At 56.2% G+C, this 16,303-nt stretch carries 15 protein-coding genes; 10 read left to right on the plus strand and 5 right to left on the minus strand.

The annotated features are described in order from the left end of the window. Positions 1 to 34: 34 nt before the first annotated feature. From CLM58_RS12740 to CLM58_RS12770, 7 genes are read left to right on the plus strand one after another with little or no spacing between them, the layout of a single operon-like run. Positions 35 to 898 carry a branched-chain amino acid ABC transporter permease gene (locus CLM58_RS12740; RefSeq protein WP_095596281.1) on the plus strand — a complete coding sequence of 288 codons (864 nt, stop codon included), beginning with the start codon at positions 35 to 37 and terminating at the stop codon, positions 896 to 898. Then, positions 895 to 1,830 (plus strand): branched-chain amino acid ABC transporter permease, encoded by a 936-nt coding sequence (locus tag CLM58_RS12745; RefSeq protein WP_095596282.1) that lies wholly within the window; start codon positions 895 to 897, stop codon positions 1,828 to 1,830. Before CLM58_RS12740 ends, CLM58_RS12745 begins: the two co-directional genes overlap by 4 nt. After that, the gene (locus CLM58_RS12750; RefSeq protein ID WP_095596283.1) at positions 1,830 to 2,567 is read left to right on the plus strand and encodes an ABC transporter ATP-binding protein; all 738 of its coding nucleotides are present in this window, start codon (positions 1,830 to 1,832) and stop codon (positions 2,565 to 2,567) included. The genes CLM58_RS12745 and CLM58_RS12750 overlap by 1 nt, the downstream gene beginning before the upstream one ends. Next, positions 2,560 to 3,702, plus strand: coding sequence for an ABC transporter ATP-binding protein (locus tag CLM58_RS12755; protein ID WP_095597097.1), 1,143 nt, complete (start codon positions 2,560 to 2,562; stop codon positions 3,700 to 3,702). Before CLM58_RS12750 ends, CLM58_RS12755 begins: the two co-directional genes overlap by 8 nt. 11 nt (positions 3,703 to 3,713) lie before the next feature. Further along, a complete protein-coding gene (locus CLM58_RS12760) occupies positions 3,714 to 5,189 on the plus strand; it encodes an aldehyde dehydrogenase family protein (RefSeq protein WP_095596284.1) in 1,476 nt (491 codons plus the stop codon). Positions 5,190 to 5,198: 9 nt separating this feature from the next. Then, on the plus strand, positions 5,199 to 5,996 hold the full coding sequence (locus CLM58_RS12765; RefSeq protein WP_095596285.1) for a coniferyl-alcohol dehydrogenase: 798 nt from the start codon (positions 5,199 to 5,201) through the stop codon (positions 5,994 to 5,996). 15 nt (positions 5,997 to 6,011) lie between these two features. Next, positions 6,012 to 7,553 carry a flotillin family protein gene (locus CLM58_RS12770; RefSeq protein ID WP_095596286.1) on the plus strand — a complete coding sequence of 514 codons (1,542 nt, stop codon included), beginning with the start codon at positions 6,012 to 6,014 and terminating at the stop codon, positions 7,551 to 7,553. Positions 7,554 to 7,726: 173 nt separating this feature from the next. Here CLM58_RS12770 and CLM58_RS12775 read toward each other — a convergent pair whose 3' ends face one another. The 5 genes from CLM58_RS12775 to CLM58_RS12795 form a co-directional block, all read right to left on the minus strand. Then, positions 7,727 to 9,031, minus strand: coding sequence for a TRAP transporter large permease (locus CLM58_RS12775; RefSeq protein WP_095596287.1), 1,305 nt, complete (start codon positions 9,029 to 9,031; stop codon positions 7,727 to 7,729). Next, positions 9,028 to 9,528, minus strand: a complete 501-nt coding sequence (locus CLM58_RS12780) for a TRAP transporter small permease (protein ID WP_095596288.1) — start codon at positions 9,526 to 9,528, stop codon at positions 9,028 to 9,030. The genes CLM58_RS12775 and CLM58_RS12780 overlap by 4 nt, the downstream gene beginning before the upstream one ends. Beyond that, positions 9,529 to 10,506 carry a TRAP transporter substrate-binding protein gene (locus tag CLM58_RS12785; RefSeq protein WP_095596289.1) on the minus strand — a complete coding sequence of 326 codons (978 nt, stop codon included), beginning with the start codon at positions 10,504 to 10,506 and terminating at the stop codon, positions 9,529 to 9,531. 78 nt (positions 10,507 to 10,584) lie between these two features. Continuing rightward, positions 10,585 to 12,003 carry a vanillate/3-O-methylgallate O-demethylase gene (gene ligM / locus CLM58_RS12790; protein WP_095596290.1) on the minus strand — a complete coding sequence of 473 codons (1,419 nt, stop codon included), beginning with the start codon at positions 12,001 to 12,003 and terminating at the stop codon, positions 10,585 to 10,587. A gap of 110 nt (positions 12,004 to 12,113) precedes the next feature. Further along, positions 12,114 to 12,833, minus strand: a complete 720-nt coding sequence (locus CLM58_RS12795; protein WP_095596291.1) for a GntR family transcriptional regulator — start codon at positions 12,831 to 12,833, stop codon at positions 12,114 to 12,116. A 232-nt stretch (positions 12,834 to 13,065) separates the two neighbouring features. Here CLM58_RS12795 and CLM58_RS12800 point away from each other — a divergent pair, with 232 nt between their 5' ends. The 3 genes from CLM58_RS12800 (at position 13,066) to CLM58_RS12810 (ending at position 16,248) form a co-directional block, all read left to right on the plus strand. Continuing rightward, a complete protein-coding gene (locus CLM58_RS12800; protein WP_095596292.1) occupies positions 13,066 to 14,016 on the plus strand; it encodes a VOC family protein in 951 nt (316 codons plus the stop codon). Between the two features lie 7 nt (positions 14,017 to 14,023). Further along, complete coding sequence (locus CLM58_RS12805) at positions 14,024 to 14,938, plus strand: methylenetetrahydrofolate reductase (protein ID WP_095596293.1); 915 nt, start codon at positions 14,024 to 14,026, stop codon at positions 14,936 to 14,938. Positions 14,939 to 15,096: 158 nt separating this feature from the next. Next, positions 15,097 to 16,248, plus strand: coding sequence for an MFS transporter (locus CLM58_RS12810; RefSeq protein WP_158221908.1), 1,152 nt, complete (start codon positions 15,097 to 15,099; stop codon positions 16,246 to 16,248). Positions 16,249 to 16,303 lie beyond the last annotated feature (55 nt).

The raw sequence follows: 16,303 nt of genomic DNA on the forward strand, positions 1-16,303 counted from the left end.
GCGCCGGGAGACCTTTGAACACCGGAAAAGACGCATGGACATCCTAGTTTCAGGACTGCTGCTGGCTGGCACCTACGCCCTAATGGCGTTGGGTTTGAACCTGCAATACGGCGTTGCCAGGATCATGAACCTTGCCAATGGCGAGATGCTGGTTCTGGGCGCATTGGCAGCCTTCTGGCTTTACATAAACGCGCAGGTCAGCCCCTTGCTGACTGTCGTGATGGTCGGACCAATCGCTTTCATCGGCAACTGGCTGATTTATCGCTTTTTGCTTGTGCCGCTTGTGAAGCGGTCAAAAAACCAAGGTCAGCTAGAGGTCGACTCGATCCTCGCCACCTTTGGGATGAGCTTCTTTATCGTCGGCATCATGGTGTCCATTGAAGGGGGCTTTTTCGCCTACAAATACCTTTCCGAGACTATCTCGATCCTCGGCTCCACATCTTCGCTGAACCGTCTAGCGGCCTTTTTGCTAGCCGTCGTGATCGGCGGTTCTTTGTACCTTTGGCTTAACAGAACACGAACTGGGGTGGCCGTACGTGCTGTATCGGTCAGCACCGAAGCTGCAGGCCTTGTTGGGATCGACGTGCCGAAGATGTCCGCGCTTGCCTTTGCGCTTGGTGGCGCGGTGACATCGATGGGTGGCAGCTTGATCTCGACCTTCTACACTTTGGATGCCTCTGTCGGGGTGATCTTCACCATGAAGGCCCTGATCATCGTTATCATGGGCGGGGTCGGTGATGTTCGAGGTACCATCGTGGCGGCGATCATCCTTGGTATCGTGGAAACTGCCGTCGCAACCTTGGTCGACCCCGGTCTGACGCTTGCCTCCGCCTACTTCATCTTTCTTCTTATCCTGCTGTTCCGTCCGCAGGGCCTGTTCGGGAGGCGTACCGCATGAGCCGCAGCGGTTTTAAAGAGCTGGCCATTGCCGCCTGCCTGGCCATTCTGGCTGGCTTCGTGCCGCTGGTGTTCAACAACTATTGGCTGTCGATCTCGGTGACGGCGATGATGTATATCGCGCTATGCACTAGCTGGGTGATGTTCTCTGGTCCGACGCATTACATCTCGCTGGCCTCAGGCGCTTTCTTCGGCATTGGGGGGTACCTCGTTGCCACTGGCATGAGCGATTACCAGATGAGTTTCTGGCTGATGGCTGGAATTTCTGCGCTGGTCGCAACGATCTTGGCCGGACTGATCGGGGCCGCGACTCTGCGGTTGTCTGGTGTCTATTTTGTGATCTTCACACTTGGTCTGGCCGAGATGATCCGGAACCTTGTGAGCTGGGTTCAAAACAACTTTCTTGGCTCGCGCGGGCTGTATGTCCTGACCGATTTCACAGAAGCGCATATCTATTGGATGCTTTTGGTCCTGGCCGCGGCCGCCTATTTCCTTGGTTGGTATATCAATCGGTCGCGCCTTGGTTTCGCGCTGCGAATTATCGGCAATGATGAGACCGTCGCGCGCCATGTTGGCATCAATACTGCCACCGCCAAAATCGTTCTATTCATGACGACGGGCTTTTTCGGTGCATTGGTCGGTGCCGTGATTGCACCGCGCTACAGTTATATCGAGCCGAACCAGGTGTTCTCGCCAGAGCTTAGCTTCATGGTTGTGATCATGGCATTGCTAGGTGGGGCAGGGCGGCTTTGGGGCCCAATCGTTGGGGTCATTCCTTTCACTTTGGTCTGGGAATACGTCTCGTTGCAGTTCCCCAATCAGACCACGATGTTTATCGGCCTGATCTTCCTGCTGATCGTCTTCGTTTTGCCTAACGGCATCGTCGGACGCCTAGAGCAGGTGGCGGTCAAAATCCGTCAAGGAGGCCACTGATGCGTTATAGCGGTTCTGCTCTTTCAGTGAACGGTGTCACCAAGCGGTTCGGTGGTCTTGTCGCCGTCGACAACATGGAATTCAGCGTGGGCGAGCACGAGATGGTCGGCATCATCGGTCCGAACGGCTCGGGCAAGACGACCATGATGAACATGATCTCTGGCACGTTCAAACCAACTTCTGGTTCCATTTCGATGATGGGATCACGGATCTCAGACCTGCCTGCGCAAGAGATTACCCGTCGCGGGGTGGGGCGCACATTCCAGCTTGTTCGCCTTCTACCGTCACTTTCGGTTCTGGAAAACGTCATTGCCGGTGCCGTTTTCGGGCATCGCAAGCGTTGGGGGCGCGAAGCAGAGGATCACGCCCATCGGATGCTTGAGCGCGTTGGTATGGACGCGATGAGCTATGCCCCCGTGTCCTCGCTTACTTATATCGATCAGAAACGCGTCGAACTTGCGCGCGTTCTGGCGGGTGATCCTGAAATTTTGCTTTTGGATGAATGGCTTGCGGGCCTTAATCCAACAGAGTTGGAAACCGGTATCGAGCTTATTCATGACCTTCGCAAGGAAGGCCGTACCGTCATTCTGGTTGAACATGTCATGGATGCAATTCGCTCGCTTTGCGACCGCTGCGTTGTAATGTCGTCGGGGGTGAAGATCGCAGAAGGTTCGCCTGATGTCGTCTTGTCCGACCCCGAAGTGATCCGCGCTTACCTGGGAGATGACGATGCTTGAGGTCAGAAATCTCTCTGTCGCTTATGGCCAGCACCGCGCGCTGGAAAACGTGTCTATCAAGATCGACAAGGGCGAAATCGTTGTGATCCTTGGGGCCAACGGCGCTGGTAAGTCAACACTTCTGCGCGCCATCAGCGGCATTTGCGAAGGGCAGCATTCCGGTGATGTTGTCGTTGATGGGCACCCCATTCTTGGCCTTTCTTCAGATCGTATTGTCGAAGGCGGTGTCGCGCTTGTTCCAGAGGGTCGCGGGATATTTGGTGACCTGACCGTCCGGGAAAATCTGGTGCTGGGGGCCTATGCCAACCGCGCCCGAGACGACGAGGCCGCAAACCTTGAACGGGTGATGAGCCTATTTCCCAAACTTGGCGAACGGCAGAACCAAATCGCCCGCACAATGTCGGGCGGCGAGCAACAGATGGTTGCCATCGGCCGAGCAATGATGAGCAACCCGCAGATCCTGATGCTGGACGAGCCCTCTTTGGGTCTGTCTCCCCTGCTTTGCAAAGAGCTGTTCCAGAGCCTGACAGAGGTGCGTAAGGCTGGCATCGGGATACTTCTGGTCGAGCAGAACGCAAAGCAAAGCCTGGCCATCGCTGATCGGGGCTATCTGCTAGAAAACGCCCATATCGTACACGAGGACAGTGCCCAGAAACTGGCCAGTGATCCGGCTGTTCAGAAAGCCTATCTTGGCGCGGGCGGGACGGCGTCCGGAGCCGCGAAAAAGGGTTCGGCAGAGAAATCCGCCGAAGACGCGGTCATTGCCGACGTTGTCACCAGACAACCGTTCAGACAGCGCGTAGTGCCGCGCCGTAACGCCGATGACCTTCTTGGGCAGTCGGTCGATGCGCTCGTGGCGTCAGCTTCGGTTAAGTCTGCGCCCACGCTATCGCGACCAAAGGCCTCGTCAACAGCGGGCAGCCATGAGGCGCGCCTAAAGACAATGATTGCGGAGATCGAGACAGCGGCAGCCGGAGCGCGACAGAAGCGGCGTTTGCAGCCTGTACGCATGCAAAGCCCGGAAGTGCCGGTGCCGAAAGAACCCAAAAAGCCTGTCGTGGTCGAAGTTTACCGCGCGCCACGCGTCGAAGTTTATCGCCGTCGCGAAGGCAGCAACGAATTTGAAAGGGACTAAAGGAGAAAGTCATGCTGGATAGGGCTACATCTGGTCCCGTTATCAAGGGACATTACATTGGCGGCCAATGGGTTCAGGGAACTGGAACATTCGTCGACTCAAACCCGTCAGACGGCAGCACATGGGCGACCGTGCCAGATGCCGGAATCGCTGAAGTTCGTGCAGCGATTGATGCCGGGCAGGCGGCCTTTGAGGGCTGGTCTTCGCTGAAATTCAGCGAGCGGGCACATTATCTGCTGAAGATGGCCGACATCTGGGAACGTCGCATCCCCGATTTCGTGACCGCGATGCAGGGCGAAGGTGGCGGCTGGTTCGGCAAGGGAATGTTCGAGGCCGGCTACGTGCCGGAAGTTTTCCGGGCAGCGGCCGCTGCGTGCTTCAACCCAATTGGTGAAGTGATGCCTTCGGAAACCGGTAAGTTTTCGACCGCGGTGCGTTCGCCGATGGGGGTGGTGACCATCATTTCCCCATGGAATTTCCCCGGCATTCTGTCGTCGCGCGGGCTCGCCTTTCCATTGGCGGCGGGCAATACAATCGTGCTGAAACCTTCAGAGGATACACCCTATTGCGGCGGTTTGTTCTTCGCGGAAGTAGCCGAAGAAGCAGGCCTGCCAGCCGGTGTTTTCAATGTCGTAGTCTGCTCGCGCGACAACGTTCAGGTGGTTGGCGACGAGTTGATCGAAAACCCGTTGGTCAAAGGGGTGTCGTTCACAGGCTCGACCCCGGTAGGGCGCACTATCGCGGCTAAGTGCGGTGCGCATCTTAAAAAGTGCTGTGTCGAACTGGGCGGGAAGGACAGCCTGATTGTCCGCGCCGATGCGGATTTGGAACGCGCCACACAGGCTGCCAATTTTGGCAGTTTCATGCATCAGGGTCAGATCTGCATGAGCGTCGAAAAAGTTCTGGTACATGAAAGCATCTACCCGGAATTCCTGCGCCGTTTTGCTGAGCGCGCCCGCAAGCTTCCGGTTGGGAACACTTCGGACAAAGGCAATGTTATCGGTCCGCTGATCAACGATCGGCAAGTGGCCCGAGTGAAAAGCCAGATAGAAGATGCTCTCGCAAGAGGGGCCAAAGTTGTGGTCGGCGGTGGCATCAAAGATCGTTTTGTCGAGCCCACAATCCTGACCGGGGTCACCCCCGACATGAAGGTCTATCAGGATGAGACTTTCGGCCCTGTAGTGCCAGTCATCCCATTCTCGACCGACGAAGAGGCCATCGCGATTGCCAACGACACAGAATATGGGTTGTCGTCGGGCATTATCACTGCCGACGAAGAGCGTGCGCTTGAAATGGCCCGTTCTCTGCAAACTGGGATGTGTCACATCAACTGTAGCTCTGTGAATGACGAGCCGCATGTGCCCTTCGGTGGCTCGAAAGCCTCGGGCGTTGGGCGTCACGGCGGGCGTTGGTCAATGGAGACCTTTACCGAAACACGCTGGATCACGATGGACAGGGGCGGTCGCCCTTATCCGCCGGTATTTTAGGGATTAGACATGTCTGTTCAAAACCTGCTGGCAGGTAAGAAAATCGTCGTCACGGGATCGGCCTCGGGGATCGGCAAGGAAACCGCCCGCTTGCTGACTGCACAAGGGGCGACCGTTCTGGGTGTCGACCTCAACAAAAGCTTTGATCATGTGGAAGAGTTCTACCGCGCTGATCTTAGCGACGGTCCAACCATCGAAGCACTGGTAGACGTTCTTCCCTCGGGCATCGACGGGATTGCGAATGTCGCGGGTCTGCCACCGACAGCACCGGCGGAAAAGGTGTTGGCGGTGAACCTTGTCGGGCTGAAGCACTTCACCGAACTCATGATCGACAAACTGAATGACGGTGCCTCGATCGTGAACCTTGCCTCGCTTGCCGGGTTCGGCTGGCAGCAATCTGTCGAGGCTATCAAGGCTTCGGAAAATCTTGGCTACGCCGGCATAAAGGACTTCATCGCTAAATGGAGTGTCGGCAACGAAGGTGGACGGTCTTATTTCTTCTCCAAAGAAGCATTGGTCGTCTGGACCATGCAGAACCGATGGACCTGGCGCGACCGCGGCATTCGCATGAATGCGGTCAGCCCGGGGCCAGTGGACACTCCGATCCTTCAGGACTTCCTCGAAACCTTGGGCGCCCGCGCCGAGGAAGATGCCCGCGTCATGGACCGCCCCGGTACACCGGAAGATATTGCGCCCGTCGTGGCCTTTCTGTTGTCGGACATGACCAGTTGGTTGCGCGGCACAAACATTCACACCGACGGCGGAATGGCGTCGAACATCCTGTGCGACATGCACGGCTTCTCATAAGGAAAGGGTAAGAAAATGAGCGTACTTGCCTGGGTCATTCTTCTTCTAGTCATCATCGCGGCCTTCGTCGCGGTCGTAGCGTGGTTCTATGAACGCGCCACAAATGAGGTCAGCCTCGTTCGGACCGGCGTCGGGGGGCGCAAGGTGATAAAGGACGGCGGCACATTGGCCGTTCCCTATTTCCACGAGATTTCTCGTGTGAACATGCAGACCCTACGGCTGGATGTTGCACGAAAGGGCGACTCCTCCCTGATCACCAAGGACAGGATGCGTGTCGATGTCGGGGCAGAGTTCTATGTCTCGGTCGCGCCGGAAGAAGACGCCATCGCACGCGCCGCCCAGACCCTTGGCAAGCGCACGTTCCAGTCGGATCAACTGCGGTCGCTGGTCGATGGGATGATGATCGATGCGCTTCGCTCTGTCGCGGCGCGCATGACGATGGATGAGCTGCACGAGAACCGCGCGGCCTTTGTCGCCGAGGTTCGCGAGTCGTTGAAAGACGTGCTGTCGCGTTACGGTCTTGAACTGGATAGCGTGTCGCTTACGGCGCTTGACCAGACGCCCTTCGCCTCTTTGGACGAGAACAACGCGTTCAACGCGGTTGGGATGCGCAAACTGGCCGAGGTGATCGCCAATTCCAAGAAGGAACGCGCCGAGATTGATGCTGACGCAGAGGTGTCGGTTCGCAAGGCTGCGATGGAAGCGGCCCGTCGCCGTCTAGAAATCGACCTTGAAGAACGCCGCGCCGAGATTGCTCAGCAGCAAGAGATTGAAACACTTTCTGCCGCCCAACTGGCCGAGATCGCCCGGCGTAAGGCTGAAAGCGAACAATCTGCGGCCTCTGCGCGGATCGAAATGGAAAGACAGATCCAAGCCGCCGAGATTGCCCGCGAACAGGCTCTGACTATTGCAGAGCAGGATCGCCAGATTGCGATTGCAGCGAAGAGCCAGGAAGAAAGCAAGGCGGGAGCAGCGGCGGATACTGCGCGCGCTAATGCTGTCAAAGCAGCTGAGGCCGTGGAAACCGCCAAAGCCACCGCCGAGGCAGAACGTCGTCAGACCCTGTCACTGATCGCAGCACAGGCCGAAGCCGAAGCTGTGGCCCGCCGCGCTGAAATCAAGGCGAAATCCGAGAAAGCGACCGCGAAAGACAAGGCCGAGGCGATGCAAGTCGAGAACGAAGCGATCAAGGCTGTCGAACTTGCGAAAGCAGAAACCATCAGGGCACGTCTGGAAGCCGAGAATGCTCGGTCGAGTGAACTGGTTGCCATGGAGTTGGAAAAAGCACGTCTTGAAGCGATGCCGAAAATCGTCAGTGAAATGGTTAAGCCCGCTGAAAAAATCAATGGTATCAGCATCAACCATCTTTCTGGTGGGTTTGGCTCTCAGTCGGGTGGCGGTTCACATGGCGGGGATAAGCCTGTGGTCAATCAGGCGCTGGACTCTATCATGGACATGGCCGTTCAGCTTCCAGCGTTGCAGAAGATCGGCGAGACCATCGGGCTGAACCTGGAGGATGGACTGCCTGACACGCGGAAGCCGAAAAAGAAATCCTGATGATGGGATGAAGGGTGTGAACTGAGCATCCTTCCCAATCAAAATTTCGAGAAAACTAAAAACGCGCCCCCTCTATTCAAGTAGAGGGGGCGCGTTTTTGTCAGCTCATCCGAACTCATATCCGCAGGTAGCTTGCGCCAAGCAAACCCGTTCGGCGCGGTCAACTAGATGCCCTAGTTAAACATTGTATTCGGCAGGAAGAGCGAGATTTGCGGGAAGGCAATCAACACACCCAATGTCGCCACCATGGCCAGCCAGAAGGGGATCACACCGCGGAAGATCTGGCCCAATGGAACTCTGGGTGCGACAGATTTCACGATGAATACGTTGATGCCCACCGGGGGTGAGATCAGCCCCATTTCCAGCGTCAGAACGACCAGAACGCCGAACCAAATCGGGTCGATGCCAAGCTCCAACACCACCGGAAAGAAGATCGGCAGCGTCAATACAAGCATTGCAAAGCCTTCTAGAAAGCATCCCAGCACCAGATAGACGGCCAAAATGAATAGAAGAGTGCCAAGCACGCTTAGATCGAGGTAGGCAAGGAAATTGCCCACGGTTTCCGTGATGTGGGTCAAAGCAAAGAAAGGATTCAGCAAATGCGCGGCTATAAGGATAAGCATCACGGTCGCAGTCGTTACCACGGAATCTGTGATCGCTTCCTTCAACGCGGAAAAGCTTAGCGAGCGGGTGAAAAGACCATATAGAATGGCCAAGCCGGCGCCGACGCCTGCAGCCTCTTCCGGTGAAAAGAAGCCGCGATAAATTCCGCCGATTGTCACCAGAACAAGCACCAGAATGGGCAAGGCACCGACCAATGCGCGGCGCTTTTCGCTAAAGCTGGTTTTTGGGCCTGGCGGACCAAAAGAGGGCTGGATCAGACACAGAATAAGGACGGTCAACACAAAGACCATCAGCAAGAGGATACCGGGCAGGATGCCTGCCATGAACAAACGACCGATGCTTTGTTCAGTTAGGATCGCGTAAATCACAAACCCGGTGGACGGCGGAATAAGGATGCCAAGCGTTCCACCAGCCGCGACGCTGCCGGTTGACAGACGGTCATCGTATTTGAAGCGCTCCATCTCTTTCAGGCTGACTTTGCCCATCGTAAGCGCAGAGGCGACCGAGGACCCCGACAAGGCAGCGAACCCGCCGCAGCCAATAATCGTGGCAGAGGCGAGACCTCCGCGCACATGACCGATAAGAGAGTAGGCCGCGTCATAAAGCTGTCGGCTCATACCGGAAGCCGATGCCACGTTACCCATCAGAATGAAAAGAGGGATCACTACAAGTTCGGGCTTAGAGGCAAGCGTGAAGGTTTCCGACGAAAGAAGGCCCGCGGCCACGTTCCAGCCGTCGACGATCCAAAGCCCAAGGAAGCCCACGATAAACATGGCAAAGGCTACGGGCAGGCGCAAAAGCAGCAGCGTCAGTAGGGCGACGATGCCAATCAAACCAATAATGCCGTCACTCATACTGTGTCCTTGCGAATGTCTTTGGACTTGAGCGCAAGCTCAAGCGCGCGCAGGGCCATGCCAAGCGCGGTTACGATAGAAAGTACCGAGACACCCCACTGAAACCAAGCGCGCGGCAAGCGCAAAAGATTGGTCGAGATATTCAGCATCTGGCTTAGCTTCGCGGATTCGTGGACCGTGTAAGCAATCATCACAAAAATTACCGCGCCAGTCAGTGCGGCGACAATGTCGATTATTCTGTTCAGACGGGCAGGGTAGCGGGGCTCTAGTAGATCGACGGCGATATGCCCGCCTTGGCGGTCACACAGTGCCATGCCTCCAAACACCAGGATCGCCATACCCATGTTGATAAGGTCCTGACTACCGAAAAGGGGCGCCCCGAAAGCGCGCCCAATTACGTCAATCAGAATGACGCCGACGAGCCCCAAAAGACAGAGCCCGCCGATGAATGCGGACAGGCTGATCAGCCTGTCCGCTATGGTTCTTAAAGACGACACTTAGTTGACTGCGCCACGCATTGCTTCCAGCGCCGCAGCACCGTCGACTTCAGCGACATAGGCATTCACGACATCCGCGACGGCTGCGGCAAATGCTTCGGCTTCGTCGGCGTTCAGGTCGATGAATGTGTTGTCACCAGTGGCGCGTGCCTTGGCGAGGCCGTCATCCGAGGTCGCATTCCACGCATCTTCCGCGGACTTCGACAGGGCTGCCGGATCAAGAGCAGCCTTCGCCGCGTCGCTCAGCCCATCATAGGCGGACTGATTCATGACAGCGAAGAATGACAGGCGGCCAAGGTTTGCACCAAGCGTGTAGCTGTTTGCCACTTCATCCAGTTTAAAGTCGTTCAGCGTCGACGATCCGGTAATAACACCGTCAATCAGGCCAGTCTGCAGCGAGTTGTAGACCTGGTTAATCGGCATCTGTACCGGAGTACCGCCCAAAGCCTCGACGACTTTGGCTGCAGTTGCCCCTGCAACGCGAATTTTCAGGCCAGCCACATCCGCCGGGCTGCGAACTTCACGGTCCTTCATGATGAAGATATTGGGTTCAGAAGTCCAAAGCGCCACGGGAACCGTGCCGGGGAATTCATCTGCCAGGTGATCTTCGTAAGCAGCCCAAATGGCGGCCCAACCCGGTGCGTCCAGCGGGATCGCATTTGGCAGCTCCACAATCATGGTGTCATCAAACTGAGACGACGTGTAACCCGGAAGGCCCCAGGCAACATCGGCCACGCCCTGCACGACGCGCACATATTGCTCAACCGGGCCCGCGCCCAGTTCGCCGCCATGATACCCGCGTACTGTCACTTCGCCGCCGGTGGCACCCGAAAGCATCTCGTTCATCTTTTCGATAACGCTGGCGTTGATCGTGTGGAACGGCGGTGTGAAGTTGGCAAATTTGATCTCATCTGCCCAAACCGTCGTGCCTAGTACTGCTGCCATGGATGCAGCGCCAATCAGTCGTTTTAGTTTCATGATAATCCTCCCAGATCATGGTGTCCCGCTGAACGGGATCTTTAGAGAGGCCAGCGCGCTGGCCCCTCGGTTTGCCATTTATTCCGCGGCGATCGTCTTGGTCCGCCAGCTGTCCGCATAGTTCTCGCGGGCTTCTTTTGCGTATGGCGTGGGGGCCACGCGAACGCGGATCTCGGCCTGCTTGTGCAACTCGGTCGAGGTCTTTCCTGTTGGTTCCGGCTCACCCCATTTCAGGGTCAGCACGTCGCCCACATTAACCGATTGGTCGACTACGCCAAGACTTAGAACACAGCGCTCATTGTAGCTGTAGCCATTGAACATCGACATCCCGACCATCGACCCGTCCTCAGCGCAGATCATGTCGGCACTGGACGAGGCGTAGTTCGGCTGTGGGAAGTCGATCCACTTGTATGGCGTCCCTTCTTCGAATGCAGAGGCGATGACCTTCAAGACGTCATCACGGTTCCATTCGAACGTGACCTTTTTGCGGTTAGAAGTGCTGCCCTTCATCTTTTCGAGGGCCGATTTCCCGATGAAATCGTCTTTTTTCCAGCCAATGTAGAAATCATAGCCCAGTTCGAACGGGTTGACGTAATAGTCTTCGATATTGTCAGAGACAAAAGACCCGCCAATCGCACCAGCTGCTTCGTAGCTGTCAGCGCCCAACCAATCACGGTAATCAGCCAACATCCCATCGCCGGTATAGATGCCGGGCAGGGGGGACGGGATCCAACCGGATTCCAATGTGTTGGTCGAATAGGCCCGCGACCCACACTGAACAAGATCGACGCCCGCATCGCGCGCGGCCTGCTGAATGGTCGACAGGATATAATCTTTGTCCTTGTAAGGACCCCAGACCTCAAGACCCGGCGCACCCGACATGCCGTGGCGAAGTGCCTGCACCTTCTTAGAGCCGATGTTGATCCAATCGACGTGGAAGAACTTGATGTCCGGGATCGGACCCCCGTTCATCTTTTCAAAGATCGCCGGGGCGTCGGGGCCCTGAATCTGGAAACGGTAATGCTCTCGCATCACCCGTTCACCTTCGGGACGAGACGGCGAACGCGGGTCGTAACGCAGACGAACATTCCAATTGCCGTAAGCTGCAGCAAACATAAGCCAGTTCGAGGTCGGCGCACGGCCCACCAGAATGTACTTGTTCTCATGCTCTCGGAAAATGATGTGGTCACCGATGACGTGACCGTTCGGTGTCACGGGTACAAAGTGCTTCGCGCGGTTAAGACTGAAGTTGCTGAAGCTGTTGATCCCGTGATGGGACAGGAATTCCGTTGCTTGCGGCCCTTCAACGATCAATTCGTCCATGTGATGAGTTTGATCGAAAAGTACCGCGCTTTTACGCCAGGCTTCTTGCTCTACGCGCCAATTCATAAATTCAGGCGCAACAACCGGATATACGTACATACCGATTTTGGAGTTGCGCAGCATCGACACGGGGTTTCCAGCCGCTTCTATGGCTGATGTCAGGCTATGAGCCATTTCGAGTCCTCCCAGTTAAGATGTATACATAGTTATCGTCACATTCGTACAAGGCAAGATAAAATCACCAGGCGCGCTGGCGGGACCGCTGAGCGTTTCTTCGCGCTATCTCATGCAGAGACAATCGCAAGCGGCGCACTGCCTTCCCTCAGGGCGGCTTCGTTCTTGGTCAGGAACTCCACGTTCTGCAGCGCGGCTCGGGCGTGTTCTCTGGTCAGTGCTTCTGCGCGCGCACTTTGTCGATTAGCAATGGCGTTAAGGATGGCCCGGTGCTGTTCGTTGGCCACGATCAAGTTGCGCAAAAGCTGTGTGGCGCGGCTTTCGTCGTCCAGAAAGGCCGACGGGGATGCAAAGGGTAGGGTAGTCACCCGGGTCAATTCTCGCGCCAAAACGCGGCTTCCACAGGCCCGGGCCAAGCAGTCGTGAAAGATTGAATTATACTTTGAATACTTAGACATATCGACAGTTTTTCCCGAAAGAACCTTGTCTATCTGGCTTATCGCATCGTCGGCTTGCGCCAGGATTTCAGGATCCGCCCCCATTTCAGCCGCAAGCCGTGCGGCGGTCCCCTCCAGTACTCCGCGCAGTTCGATCGTGTCAGTGACGTCGCGCAGGTCAAACTTCCGAACGGCAAAGCCGCCGGATTTCATGCGGTCCAGCAATCCCTCTTCAGCGAGTTTCGACAATGCGGCGCGAACCGGGGTGCGAGAGATATTGAGGTCCTCTGCCAAAGCCACCTCGAAGAGACGCTGCCCGCCGGCGTATGCCCCGCTGACAATGCGCTGGCGCAGGGTGATCAACGCGCGTTCGGTGTGGGTTTTTGTTGTCATTATGCTCTCATATTCTCAAATGTGGACCAAAACGCCCTTCGCTCTAGATTGACCAAATGTATACATCAATGCAATGGTGATGCGAAGCACGGCTTAAATAATCGGTATCGGGCGTTCGCGGGAGTGACGTGAACATTTGGGCCTAGTGGGTCCGAACGGACGAACGAAAGAAAGAAAGAAATGAATACTCTGTGTTCTCGTGCACCAGAGACAGTTTGAGAGGAGGGCGCCAATGAGCGATGTCGCGCATCTTGGCCACGTAGAAGTCTACACCGACCAATTTGAGGCTAGCCTTGATTTTTTCACGCGTGTCTATGGGCTTAAACTGTCGCTTCTTGACGGTGACAGCGCCTACTTACGCGCGTGGGACGATTACGAGTTTCATTCGCTTAAACTGACAAAGCATCACACGACAGGCGTCGGACATATTGCCTATCGGACATCAAGCGCCGAGGCACTTGAACGGCGCGCCAAACTGATCGAGGAGGCGGGTTACCCAGTTCGTGGTTGGGTCGAAGGTGATGCGGGGCACGGCCGCGCGTTTCGGTTCGAAGATCCGTTCGGCCATGTGTTCGAGCTTTACTACGATACGCGCCGCGCTGAACCCGGGCCCGACGACACACCCGCGCTGAAGAACATGGCGTCACGATTTCATGCGCAAGGTGCGTGTCCGCGCAGGCTGGATCACCTGAACCTTCTTGCCGAAGATGTCAGTGTCTTTCGGACCTTTATGGAAACCTGTTTCGGTTCAAAGGTGACCGAGATGATCCAGCTTGATAACGGGCGGATCGGTGGATGTTGGTTCACGGTTAATAACAAAACATATGACTTGGCCTGCACAGAAGAACATGGTCGAGGTAAAGCGCGATTGCATCATCTGACCTACGCGACAGACCAACGCGAAGACATCCTGCGTGCCGCTGACATTTTCCTTGAGAACGGCGTTCACATTGAAACCGGACCTCACAAACACGCCATTCAGGGCACCTTCTTTTTGTATGTTTGGGAACCGGCCGGAAATCGTGTCGAGCTGGCAAATGCCGGGGCGCGGTTGATCCTTGCCCCGGATCATGAACCGGTCGTTTGGACAGAGGCTGAACGTAAAAAGGGTCAAGCCTGGGGGCTTAAAACGATCGAAACCTTTCACACGCATGGGACACCCCCTGCACCCACTCAGGAGTGAGAAGCGCATGTCTGTTTTTCCGATTGATGCCAACAAGAAACCTAACGCTTCCGCCTCAGGCTTGATGCAACGCTTCTCTATCGAAGTCATGCCGCGAACAGCTGCAAAAGTCGAAAGCTTCAGGGCGATTCTTCCCAAGGGGACACGGGTTTATGTCGCTCATATCGAAGGAACAATGATCGACGATATGATCGCCACTGCCAAACGCCTTACCGACGAAGGCTTTGTTGCAATGCCTCATATTCCGGCACGGATCGTTCCCGATCGAGCGCGTTTGAAAACTTGGCTGAAACGCTATCGGGACGAAGCGGGCGTGTCCCAGGCGCTGGTATTGGCGGGCTCGCCAAAGGCGCCGCTTGGAGATTTCCATTCGGCCATACAGCTTTTGGAGACTGGGCTCTTCGATCAGTTGGGGTTCAATCGTCTGCACGTCGCGGGTCATCCAGAGGGCAATAAAGACATCGACACCCGCGGCGGCACCCGATTGGTGGACGACGCGGCAAAATGGAAGTCGGACTTTGCCAATCGGACTGATGCCAAGATGGCGATGGTGACCCAGTTTGCCTTCGACGCAGATCCGGTTCTAAATTGGGCACGCCGGATGCAAGCCGCTGGTGTCGACTTACCGATCCATGTCGGTGTCGCAGGGCCAACCAAGCTGAACACACTGATTAAATTCGCCATCGCATGTGGTGTCGGGCCGTCTTTGAAGGTCTTGAAAAAGCGCGCGCTTGATTTGACCAAACTGGCAGCGCCTTTTGAGCCCACGGATGTGATCAATGCAGTTTCGGAAGGCCACGCCGCGGGGCAGGCCGGTTTGATTGAAAGTATTCACCTGTTCCCACTTGGGGGGATCAAAGCGTCTGCAAACTATGCGACAGCGTTTGGCAATGACGCGGGTCACCAAAGGGCAATGGGCTAAGTAGACCGGATGGAATTCAAGTTTGTGGTTGGGGCTCGGTTGAAGCGAGATGTCAAAAACAGAGGGCCGGGTGTCGTTTCAGGACCCGCAATCAAACGTCTCTCTGAATGACGGTTGCATGTAAAATAGAAAGTCAGGACCAAACACGCTGGCGCGTCGTGTTTGCCGCAGTCGGCCTAGGTGTGATTGGCGCCATGCACATCGGTAAGGTGCCGCCAGCGATGCCCGCGATCCGCGAAGACCTAGGGCTTGGCCTTGTGGGCGGCGGATTTGTGGTATCCCTGTTCAATCTGCTCGGCATGGTTCTGGGCCTGCTGATTGGCAGCATGACCGATCGGCTAGGAACCCAACGGGCGACAATGCTTGGGCTTTTGTTTTTGGTTGCAGGGGGTGTGCTGGGTGCTTTGGCCTCTGATCTGTCGCTCCTCCTAATTAGTCGCGCGCTGGAAGGGGTCGGCTATATCGCTGTCGTCGTGACGATGCCCGGGATCGTAGCCGGCGCCGCAGGAGAGCAAAGCCGATCATTCGCGATGGGCCTTTGGAGCGCATTCATGCCTCTAGGGTTTGCCCTTGGTGTTCTTGGAACATCTGTGATCATCCCAGTTGGTGGCTGGCCGATTGCTTGGCTCGGTCTGGCAGGGATGACGTCACTTGGTTTTTATGTGGTGATCCGTGTCTTACCGAAAGACGCTAAAACGCCGCTTGAAAATTCAATGGCCCAATTAAGAATGATCGTCGCACGCCCACGCCTGTGGGGGCTGTCTGGTGCATTTGCCGCTTACGCGTTTCAGTGGGTCACTTTCATGGTCTGGCTGCCCACCTATCTGATCGAAGAACTGGCCTTCACGCTTGGGGCTGCATCGCTGGCCACGGTCGGGGTGGTGGTGATTAACGTTCCGGGGAATTTGCTTGGCGGTGTTCTGCTGAATCGCGGTGTGGGCCCCGCATGGATTGTTGCGGGGTCGGCGATATCCATGTCTCTTGCCGCGGCAGCGCTCTTCCTAGGGTGCGTTGGCAGCCCATGGCTTGTCCTGCTGTGTTGTTTCGCCTTTTCATTTTCCGGAGGTGTTGTGCCAGCAGTTCTATTTACCGGGGTTACATACAATGTGGATCGTCCGGGGCTTGCTGGTAAAGCCAACGGCATGCTGATGCAGGGATCAGCCATAGGGCAATTTATTGGCCCGCCACTTGTAGGTGCAGCTGTTGCCGCCGCCGGAGGGCAATGGAGCGGGGCAGTTGCGCCATTGGGTATAGCCGCTGTTATCACTACCTTGTTGTGCACAGTGGCTGCAAATAGACCGCGAAATTAGAAGAACAGTACTAAAAACCCGCAGACGAAGGCCGTGAATTCGGAAACTTCTGTAT

The organism is Actibacterium pelagium, assembly GCF_002285415.1.
Lineage (GTDB): Bacteria > Pseudomonadota > Alphaproteobacteria > Rhodobacterales > Rhodobacteraceae > Actibacterium_B > Actibacterium_B pelagium.